Source organism: Allobosea sp. FW305-C-101, from assembly GCF_058783685.1.
Genome location: NZ_JBYSYT010000002.1, coordinates 313,990 through 338,102 on the forward strand (window position 1 = coordinate 313,990; position 24,113 = coordinate 338,102).

Consider the following 24,113-nt stretch of genomic DNA (forward strand, 5'->3'; position numbering starts at 1 on the left):
ATTCCTCCTTTGGAACGCTTGCTCCATTTCCGCTTCGCTGCCAGAACTGTCGCAACAGGGACGGCAACGGGAACCCAGGATGAGCGAAACCGCCGTTGCGGAGCTACCGCGCGACTTCGACGAGTTGCGCGCATCGATCCTCGCCCAGCGCGAGAGCCTGCCCAAGCGCATCGCCCAGATCGCGGCCTATGCCCTCGACAATCCCGACGAGATCGCTTTCGGCACCGCTGCTAGCATCGCGATCTCGGCCGGCGTCCAGCCCTCCACCCTGATCCGCTTCGCCCAGCATCTCGGCTTCGACGGCTTCACCAGCCTGCAAAGCGTCTTTCGCGAACGGCTGCGCGAGCGCAATTCGAGCTATGAGGAACGCCTCAACACGCTGCGGGTCGGCGACGGCACGGCGGCCGGCAATCACCGCATCCTCGACGGCTTCCTCACCGCCTCGCGCAAGTCGCTCGACGTGATGAGCCGCACCCTCGACGAGGCGACACTCGACCGCGCGATCGACGTGCTCGCTCGCGCCGAGACGATCTATATCCTCGCCCGGCGCCGCTCCTATCCGGTGGCGAGCTATCTCGCCTATGCGCTCGGCAAGCTCGAAGTCCGCAACCAGCTCGTCGAGTCGGCCGCCGGCCTCGATCCGGAGATCATCGCCTTCGCCACGCCGAAAGATGCCGTCCTCGTCATCAGCTTCTCGCCCTATGCGCCGGCCACGATCGAGGATGCGCGCGGCCTGGCCGAGCGCGGCGTGCCGCTCGTCGCGATCACCGACAGCGCCTTCTCCCCGCTCGCCAGCATCGCCAAGCTTTGGTTCGAAGTCGCCGAGGCGGATTTCGGCGGATTCCGCACGCTGGCCTCGACCATGGCGCTCTCGATGGCGCTGGCGGTTGGCGTCGGCGAGGCGCGCCGGGCCGGGCGTAGCAAGGGTCGACGCGGCGGAGCCGCCTAAAGCTTAGGGAATGTACATTCCGCATTGACGAGAAGCTGGAATTATTATTTCATTCCGGCAACAGGGCCGTTCGGCTCCAATGACCAGCGCAGCCGGGAGAAAGACATGACGGGACCGCTCGGCGGATCGACGCAGGCGCTCGACGTCATCACCATCGGCCGCGCCTCGGTCGATCTCTACGGCCAGCAGATCGGTTCGCGGCTGGAGGACGTCACCTCCTTCGCCAAATCGGTCGGCGGCTGCCCCGCCAATATCGCCATCGGCACAGCCCGGCTCGGCCTGCGCTCGGCCCTGCTCACCCGCGTCGGCAACGAGCAGTTCGGCCGCTTCCTGCGCGAGCAGCTTGCGCGCGAGGGCGTCAATCTCGACGGCCTCAAGACCGACCCGGAACGCCTGACCGCGCTCGCCATCCTCTCGGTCGAGAGCGACAAGTCCTTCCCGCTGCTGTTCTATCGCGAGAACTGCGCCGACATGGCGCTGGAGGAAGGCGATATCGACCCCGCCTTCATCGCGAAGGCCCGCGCCGTCGTCGTCACCGGAACGCATTTCGCCCGCCCCGGCCCGGAGGCTGCCCAGCGCAAGGCAATGAAGCTGATGCACGGCAAAGGCGGCAAGGTCGTGCTGGACATCGACTATCGCCCTAATCTCTGGGGCCTTGCCGGCCATGATGCCGGCGACAACCGCTACATCGCCTCGCAGGCCGTCTCCGAGCGGATGAAGACGGTCCTGCCCGGCTGCGACCTGATCATCGGCACCGAGGAAGAGGTCCTGATCGCCTCGGGCGAGAGCGAACTCCTGCCCGCACTGAAGACGATCCGCTCGCTGACGCCGGCCACCATCGTGCTCAAGCGCGGCCCGATGGGCTGCATCGTCTATGAAGGCCCGATCCCCGATGACCTCGAGGAAGGCATCATCGGCAAGGGCTTCCCGATCGAGGTCTACAATGTGCTCGGCGCCGGCGACGCCTTCATGTCCGGCTTCCTGCGTGGCTGGCTCGGCGGCGAAAGCTTCGCTACCGCCGCGACCTGGGCCAATGCCTGCGGCGCCTTCGCCGTCTCACGCCTGCTCTGCTCGCCGGAAAGCCCGACCTTCGAGGAGCTGCAATATTTCCTGAAAGAGGGCAGCCCGCATCGGGCGCTCCGCAAGGACGCCGACATCAACCACGTCCACTGGGCGACGACGCGCCGCCGCGACGTACCTTCGCTGATGGCGCTGGCCTGCGATCATCGCTCGCAACTCGAAGAACTCGCAGCGAAGCTCGGTGCCGAACCCGCCCGCATCCGCGACTTCAAAGTTCTGGCGGTCAAGGCCGCGGCGCGCGTCGCCGATGGCCGTCCGGGCTACGGCATGTTGCTCGACGAGAAGCATGGCCGCGAGGCGATGTTCGAATTCGCCCGCCATCCCTTCGCCTGGCTCGGCCGCCCGGTCGAGTTGCCGGGCTCGCGCCCGCTGCGCTTCGAGACGAGCCAGGATATAGGCTCGCTGCTGCCGGAATGGCCGGTCGATCACTGCATCAAGGCGCTCTGCTTCTATCACCCGGACGATTCCGAAGAGCTGAAGCGCGAGCAGCAGGAAAAGCTGCGCGGCCTGTTCGAAGCGGCGCGCAAGGTCGGCCGCGAACTGCTGATCGAGATCATCGCCAGCAAGAACGGCCCGCTCGGCGCTGACACGATCTCCCGTGCTCTGGAGGAAATCTACGCGCTCGGCATCAAGCCCGACTGGTGGAAGCTGGAGCCGCAATCCTCCCCCGCCGCCTGGGCCGCGATCGAGAAGTCCATCGCGAAGCATGATCCCTGGTGCCGCGGCGTCCTGCTGCTCGGGCTCGATGCGCCGGCGGAGGAGCTGGAGGCCGGCTTCGCCGCCACGGCTTCCGCCCCGATCGTCAAGGGTTTCGCCGTCGGCCGCACCATCTTCATGAGCGCGGCTGAAGGCTGGCTTTCCGGCAAGCTCGACGACGAGGCGGCGATCGCCGACATGGCCAAGCGCTTTGAGGCGCTGACCGGCCTCTGGCTTGCCACGCGCGGCCGGAAAGCGGCCTAGCGCATCGGCCCGAAAAGTGGGAACCGGTTTTCGGACCAAGCCGATGCTAAGAAGACTCCCGACCGGAGACAGATCATGAGCACCGTCCGCCTCACCATGGCGCAGGCGCTGACGCGCTTCCTCGCCGCGCAGATGACCGAGATCGACGGGCAGCGCCTGCCGATCTTCGGTGGCGTCTGGGCGATCTTCGGCCATGGCAATGTCGCAGGCCTCGGCGAGGCGCTCTGGCATGAGCGCGAGCGCCTGCCGACCTTCCGCGCCCATAACGAGCAGGCCATGGCCCATGCGGCGATCGCCTATGCCAAGGCCAACATGCGCCGCCGCTTCATGGCTGCGACGACCTCGATCGGCCCCGGCGCGACCAATCTCGTCACCGCTGCGGCGCTCGCCCATGTCAACCGCCTCCCGGTGCTGCTGCTGCCGGGCGATGTCTTCGCCAACCGGATCCCCGATCCGGTGCTCCAGCAGGTCGAGGATTTCGGCGACGGCACCGTCTCGGCCAATGACTGCTTCCGGCCGGTCTCACGTTATTTCGACCGCATCACCCGGCCGGAGCAGATCATCCCGGCGCTGACCCGCGCCATGCAGGTGCTGACCGATCCGGCCGAATGCGGCCCGGTCACGCTCGCGCTCTGCCAGGACGTCCAGGCCGAAGCCTATGACTACCCCGAGAGCTTCTTCACGGAGCGTCTCTGGACGCCGCGCCGTCCCCGCTCCGACCGCGACGAACTCAAGGCTGCTGCCGAGGCGCTGAAGGCGGCGAAGAAGCCGCTCATCGTCGCCGGTGGCGGGGTGCTCTATTCCGGTGCCAGCGACGAGCTCGCCCGCTTCTCGGCCGCGACCGGCATTCCCGTCTGCGAGACGCAAGGCGGCAAATCCACCCTGCCGGACGACAACTCGCTCAACATGGCCGCTGTCGGCGTCACCGGCACGGAGGCCGCCAACCGGCTAGCTGCCGAGGCCGACCTCGTTCTGGCGGTCGGCACCCGCCTGCAGGATTTCACCACCGGCTCCTGGGCGCTGTTCGGCGCTGAGCAGAAGGCGATCATCGGTCTCAACATCCAGTCATTCGACGCCGGCAAGCATCGCGCTTTGCCGGTTGTCGCCGATGCCCGCGAGGGCCTCGCCGAACTGGCGCAGGCCATCGGCAGCTGGAAGGCCCCCGAGAGCTGGACGGCCAAGGCCAAAGCCGGCAAGGCCGACTGGCTGAAGGAAGCCGGCAAGGCGACCGCCGCCAGCAATGCCGCCCTGCCCTCGGACGCGCAGGTCATCGGCGCGGTCCAGCGCTCGCTGGGTTCGGACGTCATCCTGCTTCATGCTGCCGGCGGCCTGCCCGGCGAATTGCACAAGCTTTGGCAGGCCGGTGCGCCCGGCTCCTACCATGCCGAATACGGCTTCTCCTGCATGGGCTACGAGATCGCCGGCGGCCTCGGCGCCAAGATGGCCCGGCCCGGCAAGGAGGTCGTCGTCATGGTCGGCGACGGCTCCTACCTGATGCTGAACTCCGAGATCGCGACCTCGGTGATGCTCGGCCTGAAGCTCACCATCGTCCTGCTCGACAATCGCGGCTATGGCTGCATCAATCGCCTGCAGATGGCCACCGGCAGCCAGAGCTTCAACAACCTGCTCAAGGACACCCGGCACGAGACGCTGCCGGAGATCGATTTCGTCCAGCACGCCGCCAGCATGGGCGCGATCGCCGTAAAGGCAGCCTCGATTGCGGAGCTGGAGACGGCGCTGGCGCAGGCCAAGGCCAACACCCGCACGACCGTCGTCGTCATCGACACCGATCCGCTGATCTCGACCGGTGCCGGCGGCGCCTGGTGGGATGTCGCGGTGCCCGAAGTGAGCCAGCGCGAGCAGGTTCGCACGGCGCGGGCGAATTACGACGAACGACGCAAGCGTCAGACCATCGGCAACTGAAGCCGTTCCCATAGGCAAGAAAGACCCGACACATGATCCGCATCGGCGCGAACCCCATCGGCTGGTCGAATGACGACATGCTGGAAATCGGCGGCGACATCCCGCTCGAAACCTGCCTGAACGAGGCCCGCGAGGCCGGCTTCACCGGCATGGAACTCGGCAACAAGTTTCCGCGCGAGGCCGGCAAGCTGAAGCCGATCCTCGACGCCCATGGCCACGCCCTGGTCTCCGGCTGGTACTCGACCGAGTTGCTCGTCCGCGACGTCGCCACCGAGATGGTGGCCGTGAAGGCCCATGCGACGCTGCTGCGCGACATGGGCTGCTCAGTGCTGATCGCCGCTGAGACCTCGAACGCGATCCATTCCGACATCGCCAAGCCGCTTTCGGCCCGGCCCGTGCTGCCGAAGAACCGCTGGGACGATTTCGGCACGCGCTACTCTAATTTCGCCGAGGCGGTGAAGGCCGAATACGGCCTCCAGCTCGTCTATCACCATCACATGGGCACGGTCGTGCAGACCGAAGCCGAGATCGACCGGTTCATGGGCGTCACCAGCCCGGCCGTCGGCCTGCTGCTCGATACCGGCCACGCCACCTGGGGCGGCGGCGACCCGGCCCGCATCATCAGACACTGGAAGGCCCGCATCCACCATGTCCACTGCAAGGACATCCGCGAGGCCGTGATGTGGCGCTCGAACCGCGAGGACTGGTCCTTCCTCGAATCGGTGCTCGCCGGCGTCTACACCGTGCCGGGCGACGGCCTGATCGACTATGTCCGCGTGCTGCGCGAGCTGCAGGGCTATTCCGGCTGGATCGTGGTCGAGGCCGAGCAGGACCCGAAGAAGGCGGAGCCCGCGACCTATGCCAAGCTCGGCCACGCCAATCTCAGCCGCTTCATCAAGGAAGCCGGGCTGGCCTGACAACAACCGTCATTTTCGGGCGCAGCGCAGCGCGGCCTGAGAATCTCCCGACAGAGATGCTCGGGTCGAGCCCGAGCATGACGAGCCATCAGATAGGAAGCAGCCGATGTCCCATCTCAAGGTCAAGCCGCAGGGCACGAGCGGCCGCGTCACCCATGTCACGCCGGAAAATGCCGGCTGGACCTATGTCGGCTTCGACCTGCACCGCCTGAAGCCGGGCGAGACCGTCTCGGCCAAGACCGGCACCCGCGAGACCTGCCTCGTCTTCGTCACCGGCAAGGGGAACGCGACAGCTGACGGCAAGCCCCTGGGCGAGCTCGGCCAGCGGATGAGCCCTTTCGAGGGCAAGCCCTGGTCGGTCTACCTTCCCGAAGGTTCCGACTGGTCCGTCACCGCCACCACCGATCTGGAGCTCGCGGTCTGCACGGCGCCCGGCCTCAAGGGCGGCCTGCCCGTCCGCGTCATCAGCCCGGACGATCTCGGCCAGGAGATCCGCGGCAAGGGCTCCAACACCCGCCACGTCACCAACATCCTGCCGGAGAACGAACCGGCGGATTCGCTGCTGGTGGTCGAGGTCATCACGCCGGCAGGCAATACCTCGAGCTATCCGCCGCACAAGCACGACCAGGACGACCTGCCGCGCGAATCCCATCTGGAAGAGACCTACTATCACCGCCTCAACCCGCCGCAGGGCTTCGGCTTCCAGCGCGTCTATACCGACGACCGCAGCCTGGACGAAGCCATGGCGATCGAGGACGGCGACGTCGTGCTGGTGCCCAAGGGCTATCACCCCTGCGCCACCTGCCACGGCTACGATCTCTATTATCTCAACGTCATGGCCGGCCCGAAGCGGACCTGGAAATTCCACAACGCCGCCGAGCATGAGTGGCTGCTGAAGGGCTGAGCCCCCGCTGTCGAGGCGCGGTTCGGCCGCACCTCAGGGCTTGCACTTGTAGACGGTACCGTTCGTCTCCGGCCCCTTCCACTTGATGTCGGCGACCTTGGTCACGACATGGGTCCCGCCCTGCTCCGCCGCGGCGATCTTCAGGCGCGTGATCACCGAATCGCGCGTCTTGTCGAGCGGCATGATCGACTGGGAGCTGTCCTGTCCGTCGATCTCGCCGAGCTTCGTGCAATTCTCCACAACGCTTTGCGCATCGGTGACGACGACGATGCTGCTGCGCGAAGTATGATAGGCGCAGGCGCCAAGCAGCAGGGCCGGCAAGAGCATGAAAAGGCGGGGCATCGTCAGGTCCGGACTGTGCTGATCGGGTCTGCACCCATGTTCAGCCGCTTCGATGCAAAAGCAAGCCCAGCCGTCGAGAAACCGTTCCGAAGCCACGGCCACCGCCGCAAGCTTCACCGGATTGTCGCGATTGCAGCGGAATTGTCGCGATTTGACGCTGCGAACTTTAACGCAAAGACCGCGTCATTCTTGACCTGCCGTCGCGGCTGCTCTTAAGTCGGATCAGGCCAATGGGAGGCTGAAAAGGATAGAATATGCGTAGCATTCTGATTGTTGGCGCGATGGCCGCTCTCCTCGCCGGTTGCCAGACCGCGCAGGAGTCGATGGCCGACGCCGAAGTGACTTGTGAGTCCCAGGGCTTCCGCCCCGGCACCCGCGCCTATCAGCAGTGCCGTTCGGCGAACTATGTCGAGAACCGTCGCGCCTCGAACGAGGCCGGTTCGGCCGTCGCGGCCGGCGTGGCCGCTGGCGTCATCGGCGGCGCCCTGATCGCTGCCGACAACCGCTCCTACTACCGTGGCGGCTACTACGGCCGTCGTGGCTACTGGTGGTGAGATAACGGGGCGCCTTCCTGAGGAAGATGCCCTTGGAATAGAGAAGCCCTCCGGCGCTTGGCGCCGGAGGGCTTTTTCATGGAATGGGCGGCCCGGTGCCGGGGCCGCGAACCTCGTCAGCGTCGGGCAGCGCGCTTGCGGGCCGGCGCGGCGGGGCGCTCGCTGCCCGAAGCCGAGGTCAGCAGCGAGCCGATGACATAGGCCGCGAGCCCCAGCCCGACCACGACCGCCATCGGTTCGCGCTCCGCCCGCTTCGCCAGCATGCGCCCGCCCCGATCGGCATAGGCGCGCGCCACCGCCGCATAATCGCCGGCACGGTCGGTATAGTCATCCGCGACGTCACGCTGCGAGCGCAGCCAGCTTCCGCCGGATTTCAGGGCGCGGTTACCGGCATCGGCCGCCTCGGAGCCGTAATCCTGGAGCCAGCCGCGCCAGCGCCCGTAATCCGGCTGATAGCGCTCCCAGCCTGATGAAGGCTGACTGCGCAGCGCCGCCCAGGCCACGAGTCCGATACCAGCGAGTCCAAGCCCGAGCGCGGCGAGCGGATGCCGCTCGACGCCCCGCACCACCGCCTGCCCGCTATCGCGGACGGCCTCGAGCGGCTCGGCCTCGTCCCAGGCTTCCTTGGCGCGCTCATAGCCGTCCTTGACCGTTTCGCTGGCCTTGTCGGCGAATTCCGCCGCCTTGCCGCGCAGGCTGCTGACGCTGGCGCCCACGGCCGCGCGCGCCTCGTCATCGGCCTTCGGAACGTCGGGCGGGAAGCTGTTGCTGCTGATCGCCATGGCGGTCTCTCCGTTTCTGAAAGGGGTCATGGCAGAGAACGAAGCGGAGGCGGCCGGGTTCCAGCCCGCGGCAAAACAACTGGGTCACGATTCTTCACCTGTTCGGCCATGACCGCGTCATGATTGGATGCGATTGACCGCGGAACAGGGGCATTCAACGAGAAGGAGAAGCGCATGCATGTTCAGCACCTCCAGATCGCTCACCCGTTCGTTCTCTCCGATCCTGAATGGATCGCGCTTGAGAGCATCGAGGAGGAAACCCGCCACTTCATCTTCGACGAGACGATGCTGCATTCCCTGCAGGATCGCGGCCTCGTCGAGTCGGACGGGACCATCTGGCGGGTCACCCAATGTGGCCAGAAGCGCCTGAGCAACCGCGACTGAGACAGATGAAAGCCCGGTGTGCCGGCAAAAGCGATCGACAATCAGGCCCGCCCTTTCGGCGGGCTTTTTCGTGCGGCGCTGGCAAAGCGCCCGCCACAGGGCCATATACCGGCTTCCTTCCCTTTCCGATGAGCTGACATGGGCAAGCCAGTTTCCATCACCATCTCACATGATCTCGGCCGGGACGCGGCGCTCGCACGCCTGCGCGGCGGCGTCGAGAAGATCCGCGACCGGCTTGGCATGGTCCGGATGCAGCTCGTCGAGGAACGTTGGGAGGGTGACGCCCTGCATTTCGGCGTCGGTGCGCTCGGCCATACCGTCCATGGCCGCGTCGAGGTCGAGGATCAGTTGATCCGCGTCGAGGTGACGCTGCCCTGGATGCTCGCGGTCTTCGCCGAGAAGCTCAAGATCGGCGTCGAGAAGCAGGGCCAGATCCTGCTGGAGAAGCCGAAGGCCTGAATCGCATCGCCTGCCACTCCCGGCGGGCGGAATTTTCGGCAGCGAAAGCCTGAAAAGTCGTACGCCCTTCGGTTGAAATCGCAGCCTCGAAACCCCATGCTCGGATAGTTCAAACAATCTTGATTTCTTGACCTTTCGGATCTGGGAGACCCATGCATCACGGCCCGCTGATCGCCATCATCGTTGCGGGCCTTGGCCTTGCCTTCGTCTTCGGGGCGCTTGCCCAAAAGCTGCGGATTTCCCCCCTCGTCGGCTATCTCATTGCCGGCGTCGCCGTCGGTCCGTTCACACCGGGTTTCGTCGCCGACCAGAACCTCGCCAATGAATTGGCCGAGATCGGCGTCATCCTGCTGATGTTCGGCGTTGGCCTGCATTTCTCCTTGAAGGACCTGCTCTCGGTAAAGGCGATCGCTGTGCCGGGCGCCGTCGTCCAGATCGGCATCGCGACGCTGCTCGGCCTTGGGCTCGGCACACTGCTCGGCTGGAACTGGTTCTCGGGCGCGGTCTTCGGCCTCGCCCTTTCGACCGCCTCGACCGTCGTCCTGCTGCGCTCGCTGCAGGAGCGCCGCCTCGTCCAGACCGAGCGTGGGCGCATCGCGGTCGGCTGGCTCATCGTCGAGGATATCGCGATGGTGCTGGCGCTGGTGCTGCTGCCGGTGCTGGCCGAGATCATCAACGGCACGCCCTCCGGCGGCAGCGCCCCGCTGGCGACCCGCTTCGATCTCGGCGTCTGGGGCGTGCTCGGCCTGACCTTCGCCAAGCTGATCGGCTTCCTCGCCTTCATGCTGCTGATCGGCCGGCGCGTCATCCCCTGGGTGCTGCACTGGGTCGCCCATACCGGCTCGCGCGAGCTGTTCCGGCTGGCGGTGCTCGCGGTCGCGCTCGGCGTCGCCTATTCGGCCGCGACGCTGTTCGGCGTCTCCTTCGCGCTCGGCGCCTTCTTCGCCGGCATGATCCTTTCGGAATCGCCGCTCTCGCAGCGTGCCGCCGAGGAAACCCTGCCGCTGCGCGACGCCTTCGCGGTGCTGTTCTTCGTCTCGGTCGGCATGCTCTTCGACCCCGGCATCATCCTGCGCGCGCCCGGCCCCCTGCTCGCGACGCTCGCCATCATCCTGATCGGCAAATCCGTCGCGGCCTGGCTGATCGTGCGCGCCTTCGGCCGTTCGCAGTCGGTCGCGCTGACCATCTCGGCCTCGCTTGCGCAGATCGGCGAGTTCTCCTTCATCCTCGCCGGCCTCGGGACGGCGCTCGGCATCCTGCCGGCACAGGGGCGCGACCTGATCCTCGCCGGCGCGATCCTGTCGATCCTGCTCAACCCGGTCGTCTTCGCCCTCGCCGAGCGCCTGGCACCGGAAGCCCCGGCCGCGAAGCCGAAGCCGGCCGCGACTCCGGAAGCCAACAAGCCCGAGGCCAAGACCCCGGAGCCTGAAGCCGAAGCCCCGCCGGAGCGCGACATCACCGCGACCAGCCTCGCCGACCATATCGTCATCGTCGGCTATGGTCGCGTCGGCAGCCTGCTCGGCGCCGGCCTGCTCTCGCAGGGCGCCAAGCTCCTCGTCATCGAGGACAATCCCGACGCGGTCGAGACGGCCAAGCGCGACGGCGCCGAACTTCTCGTCGGCAATGCCGCCGATCCCGAGGTCCTCTCCGCCGCCGGTGTCGGCCGGGCCGTGCGCCTCTTCGTCGCCATCCCCGGCAGTTTCGAGGCCGGACAGGTCTGCGAGCAGGCCCGCGCCGAGAACCCGGCCCTGCCGATCGTCGCGCGCGCCCATTCCGATGCCGAGGTGGCGCATCTCACCAAATGCGGGGCGACGCTGACGATCATGGGCGAGGCCGAGATCGCCCGCGCCATGCTCTCGCTCTGTCAGAACCTCAAGGATACCGCCAAACCAGTGCCTGCCGAGCCGGAGGCTGCGCCCGAAGCTGCGAAGCCCGAAACGGTAGCCGAATTGCCGGCTCCCAAGCCACCTACGGCCAAGCCGGCGGAAGACCCGCCGGCCGATCCCCCGGCTGCGGCATAAGAAAAGGGCGAGGCGCCAGGCGCCCCGCCCTTTCTCATATTCAATCGCTGATCGCGCTCAGTCGATGAGGTCGAAGCGCACGTCCTGCACGCCTTCGTAGAGCGTCTTGCGGCCGAGCGTGTAGAGGTTCTCCAGCCCCGAGGTCAGGGTGATGAAGTGGTTGCCCGAGAGCACGCCGGCCTTGCTGGCGAACTGCACGCCGCCATAGGCGAGCAGGATCTCGGTCTCGCTGACGCCGCCCGGATACAGGATGATGTGGCCGGGAGCCGGATAGGCCGTGTTGTTCTCGTAGCCGACGCCGAAATCGAGATCGCCGAGCGGCATCCAGACGCCCTCGCCGCTCCAGCGCACATGCACCATCTTGCTGATGAACGGCATCTGCTTCTTGAAGGCGGCGCAGGTCTTCGGCGCGGCTTCCAGCTCGAACTTGGCATCGAACTTGAACGGCCCGGCGGTGACGATCAGCTTGCTCATGAAATCCCCGTCTTCTTGGAAGCGTTTCGAACCTGCTGAATGACATCACGCCCGAGGCCCGCGCAAGAGCGCTCCCGGAACAAGTGAGACGCCGGAACGTGAAGGATGCGAGCGCGGAGCTGTCAGCTCGCACCGCACTTTCCTGAAAAGCAGGCCGTCATCCCGGACGCAGCGAAGCGGAGATCCGGGATCCATCGTAGAACGCGGCGCCCTTCGATGGATCCCGGGGCAAGCCCGGGATGACGGAGAGGCCCGGTGCAAGACTAGCGGGCCGGGCAGCCGCTCAGCCGATCGCTTCCCGCAAGTCGAGCGTGCCGGTCTTGCCGATCGCCTCGTAATTGCGCTTGAGCCAGCGCCTGCCGGCCGTGCGGCCCATGTCGCGCAGCTTGAGCAGGAAGGACCATTCCGCGTTCATGCGCGAGGATGAGGTCAGCTCCGCCAGCGGCGGCCCGCCGTCGATCCGGTGCATGAGCACGCGCTTGTATTCCTCACGCGGCAGCTTGCCGTCGTCGATCAGCCGGTTGACGAAATCGATCGCGCGAAGTTCGCGCAGCATCGAGGCGTTGAAGGTGATCTCGTTCAATCGGTCCTGGATCTCGCGTGCCTTGGTCGGCAGTTCACGCCGCTGGATCGGATTGATCTGGACGAGCAGGATGTCGTCGCAATGCGCCTGGTAGAACAGCGGGAACAGGGCGGGATTGCCCATGTAGCCGCCGTCCCAATAGGCTTCGCCGTCGATCTCCACCGCCTGGAACACCATCGGCAGGCAGGCCGAGGCCATCACATGATCCGGCGTCAGGTCCTTGCCGTCGAACACCGCGATCTTGCCGGTGCGGACATTGGTCGCGGCGATGAACAGTTTCACCGCGTCGCAGGCCCTGACCTTCGCGAAATCGATGAGGTCGGCGACCACGCCGCGCAGCGGATTGATGTTCAGCGGGTTGACGTCATAGGGGCTCGCTACTTTCGCGAACATCTCGAAGAACAGCATGCCCGGCGGCGTGCCGTTATTGTTGCCCCAGGCGCCGAGCATGGTGTCGAGCAGCGAGCGCTCCGAGCCACCATATTTGCCATCGACGCTGATCGCCCGCCAGAACGCCTCGAGCTTGGCGCGCGCGCCATCGATGCCGCCGTCGATCCAGCCCTCGGCCAGCACGACGGCGTTCATCGCGCCGGCGCTGGTGCCGGTCAGCGCCTCGATGCCGAGGCGCCCGTCTTCCAGGATGGCGTCGAGCACGCCCCAGGTGAAGGCGCCATGCGCGCCTCCGCCCTGCAGCGCCAGCGAAACCGTCTTCTCCGCCTTCGGCCCGACCAGTCCCTTGACCGGTTCGGCCTTGCGGGAAGGGCGCCCGCTCACGCCGCGGTCCAGCCGCCATCCATCGGCAGCGTCGTCCCGGTGATCGACTTGGCACCGTCCGTGCACAGGAAGACGGCGAGCGCCGCGACCTGCTCGACGGTGACGAATTCCTTGGTCGGCTGCGCCGCGAGCAGCACGTCGTTCATGACCTGCTCCTTGGTCATGTTGCGCGCCTTCATCGTGTCCGGGATCTGCTTCTCGACCAGCGGCGTCCAGACATAGCCCGGCGCAATCGCGTTGACGGTGATGCCCTGCGTCGCGACTTCGAGCGCGACCGTCTTGGTCAGTCCAGCGATGCCGTGCTTGGCCGCGACATAGGCCGACTTGAAGGGCGAGGCGACGAAGGCATGCGCCGAGGCCGTGTTGATGATGCGGCCCCAGCCCTTCTCCTTCATCTTCGGCAGCGCGGCGCGGATCGTATGGAAGGCCGAGGACAGGTTGATCGCGATGATCTGGTCCCATTTCTCGATCGGGAACTCCTCGATCGGCGAGACGAACTGGATGCCGGCATTGTTGATCAGGATATCGATCGCGCCGAAGACCTTCTCGCCCTCGGCGATGAAGCCGGCGATCTCGGCCGGCTTGGTCATGTCCGCGCCCGAGAACACCACCTTGATGCCGAATTCCTTTTGCAGATCGGTGCGCAGCTTTTCGGCATCGGCTGGGGGCATGATGCCGTTGATGACGAGGTTGGCACCCTCGGCAGCGAGCGCGCGGGCATAGGCGAGGCCGATGCCGGAAGTCGAGCCGGTGATCGCAGCGGTACGGTCTTTGAGGAACATGAGCGTCAAGGCTCCTGACAATCGGGGAGAAAATGCTTAGGTTCGGGCCGGACAGGGCAATGGAACGGCAGGATATCGCCGCACGTTGCCTGATGACCCTTCGCAACGCAACATGACGAAAATGCAGTCAGACGCGCATATGCATGACGACCATGTGCACCACACACATGACGGGCACGATTGCCGCCACGCCGAGGATCACCGCCGCCACGCGGCGGAGGCTCTCGCCCGGGCCGAACGGATCTGCCGCGAGCGGGGCCTGCGCCTGACGCCGATCCGGCGGCAGGCGCTGGAGGCGCTCCATGCCGACCATCGCCCCGTGGGTGCCTACGACCTGGCGGACCGGATCTCACCGGCCGGCGGGCGCCGGCTTGCGCCGATCTCGATCTATCGCGCGCTCGATTTCCTGGTCGAGCAGGGCTTCGTCCACCGGCTCTCCTCGAAGAACGCCTATATCGCCTGCCTGCACGGTCATGGCGCGAACGAGGTCGTCGCCTTCCTGATCTGCGAATCCTGCGGCGGCGTCGACGAGGATTCCTCGCCCGCGATGAAGAAAGCGGTGGCGGCGATCGCGGAAAACCGGCAATTCTCTCCGTCGCACCAGATGGTCGAGATCGTCGGACGCTGCGAGCATTGCCGCAATGCCGGATCATGATAGAGCAGCCGCATGAATGAGCGCGCCTTTTCCTATCTGACGCCGGAACGTGCGGGCCCGCTGGGCCGTCAGCTCACCGTCCCCGTCAAGGTCGGCCATGTCACGGTTGGCGGCGGCGCGCCCATCGTCGTGCAGTCGATGACCAATACCGACACCGCCGATATCGCGGCAACCGTCGCGCAGGTCGCAGCGCTCGCCCGCCAGGGCTCGGAGCTCGTCCGCATCACCGTCGATCGCGACGAGGCGGCGGCGGCGGTCCCGAAGATCCGCGAGCGGCTCGACCGTATCGGCGTCGACGTCCCGCTGGTCGGCGATTTCCACTATATCGGCCACAAGCTGCTGACCGACCATCCGGCCTGCGCCGAGGCGCTGGCGAAATACCGGATCAACCCCGGCAATGTCGGCTTCAAGGACAAGAAGGACAAGCAGTTCAGCCAGATCATCGAGCTCGCGATCAAGCACAGCAAGCCGGTGCGCATCGGCGCCAACTGGGGCTCGCTCGATCAGGAGCTGCTGACCGCGCTGATGGACGAGAATGCGCGCGCCGTGCGCCCGCTTGATGCCCGCGCCATCATGCGTGAGGCGATGGTCCAATCGGCCCTGCTCTCGGCCGAGCGCGCCGAGGAGCTCGGCCTCGCCCGCGAATTCATCATCCTCTCCGCCAAGGTCTCCGGCGTGCAGGACCTGATCACGGTCTACCGCATGCTCGCGAGCCGGGCGAACTACGCCATCCATCTCGGCCTGACCGAGGCCGGCATGGGCTCGAAGGGCATCGTCGCCTCCTCGGCCGCGCTCGGCATCCTCCTGCAGGAAGGCATCGGCGACACCATCCGCTATTCTCTGACGCCCGAGCCCGGCGGCGATCGCACGGTCGAGGTCAGGACGGCGCAGGAGCTGCTCCAGACCATGGGCTTCCGCGCCTTCGTGCCACTGGTGGCGGCCTGCCCCGGCTGCGGCCGCACCACCTCGACCGTGTTTCAGGAACTCGCCCAGGATATCCAGAGCTGGATCTCCACCTCCATGCCCGAATGGAAGACCCAGTATCCCGGCGTCGAGAACCTCAACGTCGCGGTGATGGGCTGCATCGTCAACGGCCCCGGCGAGTCCAAGCACGCCGATATCGGCATTTCGCTGCCCGGCACCGGCGAGGCGCCGACCGCGCCTGTCTTCGTCGACGGCAAGAAGGTCGCGACGCTCCGCGGCGCCGGTATCGCCGCCGAATTCAAGGCCATGGTCGCCACCTATGTCGAGCGGCGCTACGGCGTCGGTCTCGGCGCCACCGGCTGATCGCGCCTTTGCGCGCCGCCCGCAACGTGCTAGAGGCCCCGGCCTTTCGCTGCACCGCAGCATGCGCGGAGATCCCTGATGGGGCATGAGAACCCGAATCCTGCGACCGTCCGGCCGGAGGATTCACGCTTCGGCATGGATGCCGGCCATGGCGACAGTAGCGGTCATGGCAAGATGGGCTATGGGGCGCTCGCGCTCGGAGCGCTCGGCGTCGTCTACGGCGATATCGGCACCAGCCCGCTTTACGCGCTGCGCGAGACCATCCTCGCCGCGACGGGCGGCGATACCACCGCCGCGGTGCCGGCCTCCGTCGTCATCGGTGTGCTCTCGCTGATCCTCTGGTCGCTCGTCATCGTCGTCACGCTGAAATATGTCGTGCTGCTGATGCGCGCCGACAATAACGGTGAAGGCGGCATCCTCACCCTCGTCGCGCTCGCCCAGCGCAGCCTCGGCCGCGCCCGCAGTCATGTCGCCCTGCTGCTGGGCATGATCGGCGCCGGCCTGTTCTACGGCGATACGGTCATCACCCCAGCGATCTCCGTGCTCTCGGCGATCGAAGGCATCAAGCTCGTCACCCCGGTGCTCAACGATTACATCCTCTGGATCGCCTCGGTGATCCTGATCGGCCTGTTCGTGATGCAGAGCCACGGTACCCACCGCGTCGCGACCTTCTTCGGCCCGATCATGCTGGTCTGGTTCCTGACACTGGCCGGGCTCGGCATCTACCATATCGCCGACGATCTCAGCGTCTTCCGCTCGATCAACCCCTGGTACGCGCTGCTCTTCTTCCGCGACCATGCCGGCGTCTCGCTGGCCGTGCTCGGCTCGGTCTGTCTCGCAGTGACCGGCGCCGAGGCGCTCTATGCCGACATGGGCCATTTCGGCCGCGGCCCGATCCGCGGCGCCTGGCTCTACATCGTCTTCCCCGCCTTGTGGCTCAACTATCTCGGCCAGGGCGCGCTGATCCTCTCCGACCCCAGCGCGATCGACAATCCCTTCTACCGCCTCGCGCCGCAGGGCCTGCTGCTGCCCTTCGTCATCATGGCGACGGTCGCGACCATCATCGCCAGCCAGTCGGTCATCACCGGCGCCTTCTCGCTGACCCGGCAGGCGATCCAGCTCGGCCTGCTGCCGCGCATGGAGATCCGCCACACCTCCGAGCAGACCTCCGGCCAGATCTATGTGCCGCGCGTCAACCTGTTGCTGCTCGTCGTCGTGCTGATCCTGGTCTGGTCGTTCCGGACCTCGTCCAGCCTGTCGCATGCCTATGGCATCTCGGTCTTCGGCACGATGGTGGTCTCGTCGATGTTGGCCGCCATCGTCATCCGCCGCCACTGGGGCTGGAGCCCGCTGGCGACCGCAGCGCTCATCCTGCCCTTCCTCCTCGTCGACATGGCCTTCTTCTCGGCCAACATGCTGAAGCTGCTCCACGGCGGCTACGTGCCGGTTCTGCTCGCCATGGGCCTGACGCTGGTGATGTGGACCTGGATGCGCGGCACCAAGATCCTGTTCGACAAGACCCGCAAGACCGACGTGCCGCTGCTCGAGCTCGTCACCATGCTTTCGAAAAGCCCGCCCGCCCGCGTCAAGGGCATGGCCGTGTTCCTGACCAGCGACCCTGAGACGGCGCCGGCCTCGCTGCTGCACAACCTCAAGCACAACAAGGTCCTGCACGAGCGCAACGTCGTCCTGACCGTGCGCTCGGCGGACACGCCCCGCGTCGTCGAGGAGGAGCGGGTGCGCCTGGCCCGCATCACCGACGATTTCTGGCGGGTCGACATGGTCTACGGCTACATGGAAAGCCCGAACGTGCCGAAGGGCCTGGCCATGCTGCGCAAGCAGGGCTTCAAGTTCGACATCATGTCGACCTCGTTCTTCCTGTCGCGCCGCTCGATCAAGGCCTCGCCGCAATCGGGCATGCCGATGTGGCAGGACAATCTCTTCATCGGCCTGACCAAGAGCGCGACGGACGCGACAGACTTCTTCCAGATCCCGACCGGCCGCGTCGTCGAGGTCGGCACGCAGGTCACGGTCTGACGCGGATCGTGTCGTCATTCTGAGGCGATGCCAAGCAATCACCTCGGAGGAAACGAATAGCGCGCCGCAGAGACTGCTTGGCAAGTCGCTGCGGAGAGTCGAATGGCGGTGCTTTCGAGAACCGGAGCGGAGCGTACTACGGTACGTGAGCACCGGAAGCGCAGAAAGCGCCGTCAGTCGACCGCCGCAGTAGAATTGCCGAGTAGTCTCTCAATCGAGCCGTGCCGAAGCCGCTTCCTTCGGCACATGCTGCACCCGCTCGCGATAGAGCAGGTAGAGCCCGGACGAGATCACGATGCCGGCGCCGACGAAGGTCCAGCGGTCCGGCAGCTGGTCGAAGACGAGCCAGCCGAGCAGCAGCATCCAGATGATCTGCGAATAGATGAAGGGCGCCAGCACCGTCGCCGGCGCCAGCCGATGCGCCAGGATCAGCAGCCAGTGGCCGAAGCCGCCGAGCGCGCCGACCGCGATCATCAGCAGCCAGGGCAGCAGGGTCTGCGGCGTATCCCAGACCCAGGGCAAGAGCGGGATCGTCGCCAGCGTCCCCGCCGCGCCCGAATAGATCATCGTCGTTTCCGATGAATCATGGCCGGAGAGCATCCGGGTCGAGAGCGAGTAGAAGGCGTAGCACAGGCAGCCGAGCACAATCAGCAAGGCCGCCGGATGCATGCCGCCGATCCCCGGCCGCGTCACCACCAACACGCCGATGAAGCCGACGCCGATCGCTGCCAGCCGCCGCGGCCCCGGCCACTCGCCGAGCAGCGGCCCCGAGGCCAGCGCCACCAGCAGGGGCGTCGCGAACATGATCGAGATCGTCTCGGCGAGCTGGAGATAGCGCAGCGCCACGAAGTTCAGCGCGGTCGAGCCGAGCAGCAGCAGCGAGCGGCCCCATTGCAGCCAGGGGCGGCTGGTGCGCAACACACCGGGGCGCGTCCACGGATTGATGACGGCCAGCACCAGGATCATGCTGCCGGCATAGCGCGCGAACACCACCTGCAGCGGGTTCATCGACTGGCCCAGCCATTTCGCGCTGGTATCGAGCAGCGAGAACAGCAGCACGGCCGCGCACATCAGGCCGATCGCGGCCATGCGCGTGCGGCCCGTCTCGGAAGGCGCCACTGGAGGGGAGGACACAGAGTCTCGCCATGCTCTGGAGGAATGACGAGAGCAGATTGAACCGATTTAAGCAGTGCCGCCAGCACATTGGAGCATGCGCTCCATGCGGAAATCAGGCGTCGCTGTCGGCCTCGTCGAGATCGGTATCGGGATCGTCATTCTCGGCGCCGGCCTTGGAGAGGCCCTTGGCCGCCTTGCGCAGGAGCTTGCGCAACTGCTTGCGCTCCTTGCCGTCGAGCTTGTCGAGCAGCTCTTCCTCGACCTCGTTCCAGACCGCATCAAGCTCGGCCGCGGTGCTCTGGCCCGCTTCGGTCAGCGCGACCTGCACGAGCCGCCCGTCTCGATTGCCGCCCTCGCGGGTGACGAGGCCTTGCAGCGAGAGCCGCCCGATCGTCTTCGACACGGTCGGCGGCTTGACGCGCAGCAGCGCCGCGAGCTCACCCATCGTCATCGGGGCCGGCTGCAGCGCCTTCAGTGCCTGCTCCTGCCCCGGAAACAAACCCAGCCCGTTCAGCCTCTCGCCCATCCGCGAGCGATGCAGCCGCGCGGTGACGAGCAGGGCACGGCCGACACTCTTCTCGATTGCCTTGGTCATGGGGTCGATCCTTCGGGCCGATCCTTGGACGGATAAGCAAGACGCTTCGCCGGCTGCGTATTCGCGCGCGAACATGACAGACGGATGACATTGATATGTCAGAGCTACGAGAGCGTGAGTTTCGCCGCGACTTTTTTCAGGAAAGCGGCCCGGCTGGTCGGAGTCGAGAGATTCATCTCGTGATGGGCGAGATAGGTCGTGCGCGTCAACGGATGGCAGACCGCCCGCAACGCCCGGCAGACCGCCTTGCGCGGCGGGTCACCCATCAGGAAGGCGCGCCAGCGCGAACCGCCATAGCTGGTCACCGCAACGAGCCGGCGAATATTGTGCAGAGCCGGCTGTGCCTTGCCATCGACCATCTTGAACGAGACGCCGGGCAGGAAGACCCGGTCGAGGAAACCCTTGAGAATCGCGGGATAGCCGAAATTCCAGACCGGGAAGCACAGCACCAGCGCCTCGGCCCGCTTCACCCGCTCGACATAGGCAGCAACCGGCAATGTGTTGCTGGCGATGTCGTGATAGCCGCGCCGCTCCTCCCGGCTCAGCACCGGGTCGAAGCCATCGGCATAGAGATCGCAATCATCGACCTCGTGCCCCGCCGCCTTCAGGCTGGCGACGACCGTCTCATGGATGGCGGCGCCGAAGCTTTCCGGCACCGGATGGGCATAGAGGACGAGAACGCGCATCCTTAGCCGACCCCGGCCTCGCTGAGGCTGCGGAACAGGAAGGTCTTGCCCGAGCGGTAGTCGTAGGACGGGTCTTCCCAGGCGATCATCTTGCCGGGATTGAGCAGGCCTTGCGGATCGGCCTCGCGCTTGAAGGCGAGCTGCGTCTCGTCGGTCTGCTTCATGCCGCCCTCCTCCAGCGTGTAGCGATGCGGGTTGAAGATCGGCGCGCCCATCTCCTCGTGGATCGCCATGATCTCCTCCAGTCGTTCCTCCGTGGTGAAGCGCACCAGCGGCAGGCCGAAACAGGTGATCTTCCCGTCGAAGCGCACGAATTCGAGATGGCAGGTCACCTCGTCGCCGAAGCGGGCATGGATCTTGTCCACCAGATCGACCTGGTTGGGATAGGGATAGAGAACCTGCAGATAGGTGATCGCCGGATCGACGCGCAAAGCCCTGAGCGTCGTGTGGTTCCAGCCAAGCTCATAGGCCGGCGGCAGGCCCTTGGCGTCCTCGGGCGAGAGCCCGTCGGTGCGCAGCAAGAGCTCGGCGCCCTTGAAGCGCCGGGCATAGGCGCAAAGCGCGTCGACCGCGAAATCGGCGGCCATGACGATGACGAGATGACTGTCGCGCGGCAGGAACTTGCGATGGCGCAGGAAGTAGTCATGCGGGGCCGGAGCAGCGACGACGCAGAGGTTCTTCAGCGCCAGCCCGTCCTGCTCGCCGACCGCATTGGCGAATTCGGTCGCAGCCCGCAGGTCCTCGAAGCCGACGATGACATCGACCCAATTGTAGGCCGGGCCGAGCGGCATCTCGACCTCGGTGATGATGCCGTTGGTGCCATAGGCATGGGCGACCTTGTGCAGGTCCTCGCCCGAGAATTCGAGGATGCGCGGGCTTGCCTCCATCGTCGCGACCTTGAGCCGGATGATGTTGCCCCAGTCGCGCAAGCCGCCCCATTTGATCGAGCCGACGCCGCCCGAACCGCCAGCGATGAAGCCGCCGATCGAGGCCGTCTGGTAGGTCGAGGGATGCAGGCGCAGTTCCTGCCGCGAATGCGCCCGCGTCTCGTCGTCGATCCGGGCCATGATCGCGCCGGGCTCAGCGACATAGCGGCCGGCGGCGATCTCCTTGACCTTGTTGAAGCCGGAGAGATCGAGCAGCACGCCGCCCGAGAGCGGCATCGCCTGGCCGTAATTGCCGGTGCCGGTGCCGCGCGGCGTCACGGGAATGCCGAGTTCGTGGCAGGCGGCGAGCACCTGCACCACCTCCGCCTCGCTCGTCGGCGAGACCACGATATCGGCCACGACATGATCGAGCTGGCGCTTCAGGATCGGCGAATACCAGAAGAAGTCGCGGCTCTTCTGCTTGACCAGCGCCGGGTTCTCCTCGGTGCGGATGCCACCGATGCGGCTTTTCAGCGTGGCGATGTCGTAGCGTGCGGTCATGATGCTCTGCCCATCAGATGGTCGAGTTCGCGGTAATCCGGCAAGGTCCGGTCGATCGCTTGGCCGGAAACCAGCACGGTGCGGTCGGCCTGCGGCCGGGAGAAGAGTTCGGTCCAGTCGCGCGCCCGCGTCAGGATGAGATCGGCCGGTGCGCCCACAGTGATGACGCCGGCTTCGATGCCCATCGTCTCGGCCGGCGTACGCGCCACCGCATTGGCCCAGTCCAGCCCGGAATGGTCGAGCTGGAGAATGCGCGTGCCCTCACGCAGCACCTCGACGAGATCGAGATCGCCATAGGCGTAGAACGGGTCGCGCGTGTTGTCGGAAGCGATCATCACCGGCACGCCGGCCGCCTTCAATTCATGCAGCGCCGTGACCCCGCGCCAACGCGGCGTGCGACCGGGCTGGCGATCCTGCAGGTACATGTTGCACAGCGGCAGCGAGACCACGGCGATGCCGGCCTCGCGGACCTTGGCGATGATGCGCGCCTCGTCCTCCGGCGTCTGAAGCGCCAGGGAACAGCAATGCCCGCACAGGATGCGGCCGGTGAAGCGATGGCGCAGGGCCGCGTCCGCGATGTGCTCCAGCGAGCGTGCCGCCGGATCGTTGGTCTCGTCGACATGGAAATCGAGATCGAAGCCGTTCTCGATCGCCGCCCGGAACAGGATGTCGAGCGCCCGGTCGAGCTCGGGGATCATGTAGGTCACGCAGCCGAGCAGCCCGTCTCCATGCGCCTTCACGGCGGCGACGATCGCCTGCATATGCGCGGGGTCGAGCGCAGCGTCGGCTCCGAAGAGCGGTGAGGCCTGGAGCGCGATGCGCCCGGCCCATTCCGCCCGCAGTTCCGCATAGACCGGCCAGGAGATGCCGATCTGCTTGCCCAGCGAATCGAGATGCGTCCGCATCGCCGCCGTGCCATGCGCGAAGGCGCAGCGCAGCGAGAAATCCATGCGTGCCCGCACATCCTGAGCCGACCAGTTCGCCTCGCGATCGGCGCCGACGGTATTCAATGCTCCCGGAAAGGTGCCGTCCGGATTGGGACTGCGCGGCCAGATATGGCCCTTGTCGAGATGCACATGGCAATCGACGAGCCGCGGCAGCACGATGCCACCATCGAGGCTCAAAACAGCTCCGGCCCCAGCGACTGACGTTCCGGCAGGCTCGATCGCGGCCACGCGGCCATCGGCGATCGCAAGATCGACACGCGCCAGCCCATTGCGGTCAGCCGGGATATCGATGCCCTCGATCAGGCATAAGGGCACGCGCAGGTCTGTCAGGCGAAAGGCAGGCGCATCGGGCAGGCGGGCGAAACCGGTCGTCACGTTGTTTCGCCTCTGCTGCCTCTCAAGCTCCGGTTCGGAGATACCGGGCGGATGGAACAGCTGCAAGCCGCACCGACCCCTCCTCCCCTGCTGATGGCGTCGCAGCCGGGAAAGCCGTGCATTCGGGCTTGTTCCTGCGGGCCGGATCGCGCATGAGGGCGGCGTCATCAGCCAACATGAGGTCGGACCATGACCGGCGACGCCCGCATCATCGACGGCAAGGCCACCGCGGCCGCGCTCAGGGCCGAGATCGGCCGCGAGGTCGCGGCGATCAAGGCGGCGCGAGGTATCGTGCCCGGCCTCCATGTCGTCCTTGTCGGCGAGGACCCGGCCAGCAAGGTCTATGTCGCCTCGAAGGAGAAGCTCGCGGTCGAGATCGGCATGAACTCGGTCGCCCACCGGCTGCCGGCCGAGACGACCGAGGCCGAGCTTCTCGCCAAGCTTGCCGAGCTCAACGCCGATGATGCCGTCGACGGTATCCTCGTGCAGCTTCCGCTGCCGAAGCACATCAATACCGGCCGCATCATCGACGCCATCGACCCCGCCAAGGATGTCGACGGCCTGCACCCGATCAATGCCGGCCTGCTCGCCGGCGGCAAGAACGGCCTCGTGCCCTGCACGCCGCTGGGCTGCATGCTCTTGCTGAAGCAGGCCCTGCCTTCGCTGTCGGGCCTCGACGCCGTGGTGATCGGCCGCTCCGAGCTGGTCGGCCGTCCGGTCGCGCAGCTCCTGCTCCAGGCCGATTGCACCGTCACCATCGCCCATTCGCGCACGCGTGACCTGGCTGCCGCGGTGAAGCGCGCCGATATCGTCATCGCCGCCGTCGGCCGCCCGCGCATGGTCAAGGGCGACTGGATCAAGCCCGGCGCGACCGTGATCGATGTCGGCATCAACCGCCTGCCGGACGGCAAGCTGACCGGCGACGTCGATTTCGCGGAGGCCGTGCAGGTCGCGGGCGCGATCACCCCGGTCCCCGGCGGCGTCGGCCCGATGACCATCGCTTGCCTGCTCAAGAACACGCTGACGGCGTTCCACGCGCGGCGCGGCTGAGCTCAGCAGCCAGCGAGGCCGCTACAAGCGGTCCGATTTTTCCATCAGTT

Annotated in this window: 23 protein-coding genes; 12 read left to right on the forward strand and 11 right to left on the reverse strand. The window is 66.4% G+C overall.

Features of this window, described 5'->3' with window-relative positions:
* Positions 1-79: 79 nt before the first annotated feature.
* From AC3WMA_RS09040 to iolB, 5 genes are all read left to right on the forward strand, one after another.
* Positions 80-949 carry a MurR/RpiR family transcriptional regulator gene (locus AC3WMA_RS09040; RefSeq protein ID WP_492285056.1) on the forward strand — a complete coding sequence of 290 codons (870 nt, stop codon included), beginning with the start codon at positions 80-82 and terminating at the stop codon, positions 947-949.
* A gap of 105 nt (positions 950-1,054) precedes the next feature.
* Positions 1,055-2,989, forward strand: coding sequence for a bifunctional 5-dehydro-2-deoxygluconokinase/5-dehydro-2-deoxyphosphogluconate aldolase (locus AC3WMA_RS09045; protein ID WP_492285057.1), 1,935 nt, complete (start codon positions 1,055-1,057; stop codon positions 2,987-2,989).
* 72 nt (positions 2,990-3,061) lie between these two features.
* Positions 3,062-4,912, forward strand: a complete 1,851-nt coding sequence (gene iolD, locus AC3WMA_RS09050) for a 3D-(3,5/4)-trihydroxycyclohexane-1,2-dione acylhydrolase (decyclizing) (protein ID WP_492286077.1) — start codon at positions 3,062-3,064, stop codon at positions 4,910-4,912.
* Between the two features lie 32 nt (positions 4,913-4,944).
* Positions 4,945-5,829 carry a myo-inosose-2 dehydratase gene (gene iolE / locus AC3WMA_RS09055; RefSeq protein WP_492285058.1) on the forward strand — a complete coding sequence of 295 codons (885 nt, stop codon included), beginning with the start codon at positions 4,945-4,947 and terminating at the stop codon, positions 5,827-5,829.
* 106 nt (positions 5,830-5,935) lie between these two features.
* Positions 5,936-6,733, forward strand: a complete 798-nt coding sequence (iolB, locus tag AC3WMA_RS09060; protein ID WP_492285059.1) for a 5-deoxy-glucuronate isomerase — start codon at positions 5,936-5,938, stop codon at positions 6,731-6,733.
* Between the two features lie 33 nt (positions 6,734-6,766).
* Here the strand turns inward: iolB and AC3WMA_RS09065 are convergent, their stop codons facing one another.
* A complete protein-coding gene (locus tag AC3WMA_RS09065; RefSeq protein ID WP_492285060.1) occupies positions 6,767-7,075 on the reverse strand; it encodes a hypothetical protein in 309 nt (102 codons plus the stop codon).
* A gap of 254 nt (positions 7,076-7,329) precedes the next feature.
* Here AC3WMA_RS09065 and AC3WMA_RS09070 point away from each other — a divergent pair, with 254 nt between their 5' ends.
* Positions 7,330-7,629 carry a hypothetical protein gene (locus AC3WMA_RS09070; RefSeq protein WP_336811088.1) on the forward strand — a complete coding sequence of 100 codons (300 nt, stop codon included), beginning with the start codon at positions 7,330-7,332 and terminating at the stop codon, positions 7,627-7,629.
* A gap of 116 nt (positions 7,630-7,745) precedes the next feature.
* Here the strand turns inward: AC3WMA_RS09070 and AC3WMA_RS09075 are convergent, their stop codons facing one another.
* Together AC3WMA_RS09075 and AC3WMA_RS09080 are read right to left on the reverse strand one after the other, a co-directional pair.
* Positions 7,746-8,411: a hypothetical protein gene (locus AC3WMA_RS09075; RefSeq protein ID WP_492285061.1), complete on the reverse strand. Its 666-nt coding sequence runs from the start codon at positions 8,409-8,411 to the stop codon at positions 7,746-7,748.
* A gap of 117 nt (positions 8,412-8,528) precedes the next feature.
* Entirely contained in the window at positions 8,529-8,900 is a 372-nt protein-coding gene (locus tag AC3WMA_RS09080) for a hypothetical protein (RefSeq protein WP_492285062.1), read from the reverse strand.
* A 33-nt stretch (positions 8,901-8,933) separates the two neighbouring features.
* Between AC3WMA_RS09080 and AC3WMA_RS09085 the strand changes: the two genes are divergently transcribed.
* Both AC3WMA_RS09085 and ybaL read left to right on the forward strand, forming a co-directional pair.
* Positions 8,934-9,254, forward strand: coding sequence for a polyhydroxyalkanoic acid system family protein (locus AC3WMA_RS09085; protein ID WP_492285063.1), 321 nt, complete (start codon positions 8,934-8,936; stop codon positions 9,252-9,254).
* Positions 9,255-9,406: 152 nt separating this feature from the next.
* On the forward strand, positions 9,407-11,275 hold the full coding sequence (ybaL, locus tag AC3WMA_RS09090) for a YbaL family putative K(+) efflux transporter (RefSeq protein WP_492285064.1): 1,869 nt from the start codon (positions 9,407-9,409) through the stop codon (positions 11,273-11,275).
* Between the two features lie 57 nt (positions 11,276-11,332).
* Here ybaL and AC3WMA_RS09095 read toward each other — a convergent pair whose 3' ends face one another.
* The 3 genes from AC3WMA_RS09095 to AC3WMA_RS09105 all read right to left on the reverse strand — a co-directional run bounded on the left by AC3WMA_RS09095 (position 11,333) and on the right by AC3WMA_RS09105 (position 13,888).
* Positions 11,333-11,749, reverse strand: coding sequence for a DUF3830 family protein (locus AC3WMA_RS09095; RefSeq protein WP_492285065.1), 417 nt, complete (start codon positions 11,747-11,749; stop codon positions 11,333-11,335).
* Positions 11,750-12,032: 283 nt separating this feature from the next.
* The gene (locus AC3WMA_RS09100) at positions 12,033-13,106 is read right to left on the reverse strand and encodes a patatin-like phospholipase family protein (protein ID WP_492285066.1); all 1,074 of its coding nucleotides are present in this window, start codon (positions 13,104-13,106) and stop codon (positions 12,033-12,035) included.
* Positions 13,103-13,888 (reverse strand): 3-hydroxybutyrate dehydrogenase, encoded by a 786-nt coding sequence (locus tag AC3WMA_RS09105; protein ID WP_492285067.1) that lies wholly within the window; start codon positions 13,886-13,888, stop codon positions 13,103-13,105. The genes AC3WMA_RS09100 and AC3WMA_RS09105 overlap by 4 nt, the downstream gene beginning before the upstream one ends.
* A gap of 112 nt (positions 13,889-14,000) precedes the next feature.
* On the opposite strand from AC3WMA_RS09105, the gene AC3WMA_RS09110 reads away from it, so the two are divergent.
* From AC3WMA_RS09110 to AC3WMA_RS09120, 3 genes are all read left to right on the forward strand, one after another.
* On the forward strand, positions 14,001-14,543 hold the full coding sequence (locus tag AC3WMA_RS09110) for a Fur family transcriptional regulator (protein ID WP_257731105.1): 543 nt from the start codon (positions 14,001-14,003) through the stop codon (positions 14,541-14,543).
* A 12-nt stretch (positions 14,544-14,555) separates the two neighbouring features.
* Positions 14,556-15,830 (forward strand): flavodoxin-dependent (E)-4-hydroxy-3-methylbut-2-enyl-diphosphate synthase, encoded by a 1,275-nt coding sequence (ispG, locus tag AC3WMA_RS09115; RefSeq protein WP_492285068.1) that lies wholly within the window; start codon positions 14,556-14,558, stop codon positions 15,828-15,830.
* A 78-nt stretch (positions 15,831-15,908) separates the two neighbouring features.
* Positions 15,909-17,867 carry a potassium transporter Kup gene (locus tag AC3WMA_RS09120; protein ID WP_492285069.1) on the forward strand — a complete coding sequence of 653 codons (1,959 nt, stop codon included), beginning with the start codon at positions 15,909-15,911 and terminating at the stop codon, positions 17,865-17,867.
* 210 nt (positions 17,868-18,077) lie between these two features.
* Here the strand turns inward: AC3WMA_RS09120 and AC3WMA_RS09125 are convergent, their stop codons facing one another.
* The 5 genes from AC3WMA_RS09125 to AC3WMA_RS09145 form a co-directional block, all read right to left on the reverse strand.
* Entirely contained in the window at positions 18,078-19,001 is a 924-nt protein-coding gene (locus AC3WMA_RS09125; protein WP_492285070.1) for a DMT family transporter, read from the reverse strand.
* Positions 19,002-19,095: 94 nt separating this feature from the next.
* Positions 19,096-19,578, reverse strand: a complete 483-nt coding sequence (locus AC3WMA_RS09130) for a MarR family winged helix-turn-helix transcriptional regulator (RefSeq protein ID WP_492285071.1) — start codon at positions 19,576-19,578, stop codon at positions 19,096-19,098.
* Between the two features lie 104 nt (positions 19,579-19,682).
* Entirely contained in the window at positions 19,683-20,264 is a 582-nt protein-coding gene (locus AC3WMA_RS09135) for an NAD(P)H-dependent oxidoreductase (protein ID WP_492285072.1), read from the reverse strand.
* Positions 20,265-20,266: 2 nt separating this feature from the next.
* Positions 20,267-21,691 (reverse strand): FAD-binding oxidoreductase, encoded by a 1,425-nt coding sequence (locus AC3WMA_RS09140; RefSeq protein WP_492285073.1) that lies wholly within the window; start codon positions 21,689-21,691, stop codon positions 20,267-20,269.
* Positions 21,688-23,013: a cytosine deaminase gene (locus AC3WMA_RS09145; protein ID WP_492285074.1), complete on the reverse strand. Its 1,326-nt coding sequence runs from the start codon at positions 23,011-23,013 to the stop codon at positions 21,688-21,690. The genes AC3WMA_RS09140 and AC3WMA_RS09145 overlap by 4 nt, the downstream gene beginning before the upstream one ends.
* 189 nt (positions 23,014-23,202) lie before the next feature.
* On the opposite strand from AC3WMA_RS09145, the gene folD reads away from it, so the two are divergent.
* Positions 23,203-24,063: a bifunctional methylenetetrahydrofolate dehydrogenase/methenyltetrahydrofolate cyclohydrolase FolD gene (gene folD, locus AC3WMA_RS09150; protein ID WP_492285075.1), complete on the forward strand. Its 861-nt coding sequence runs from the start codon at positions 23,203-23,205 to the stop codon at positions 24,061-24,063.
* Positions 24,064-24,113: the final 50 nt, after the last annotated feature.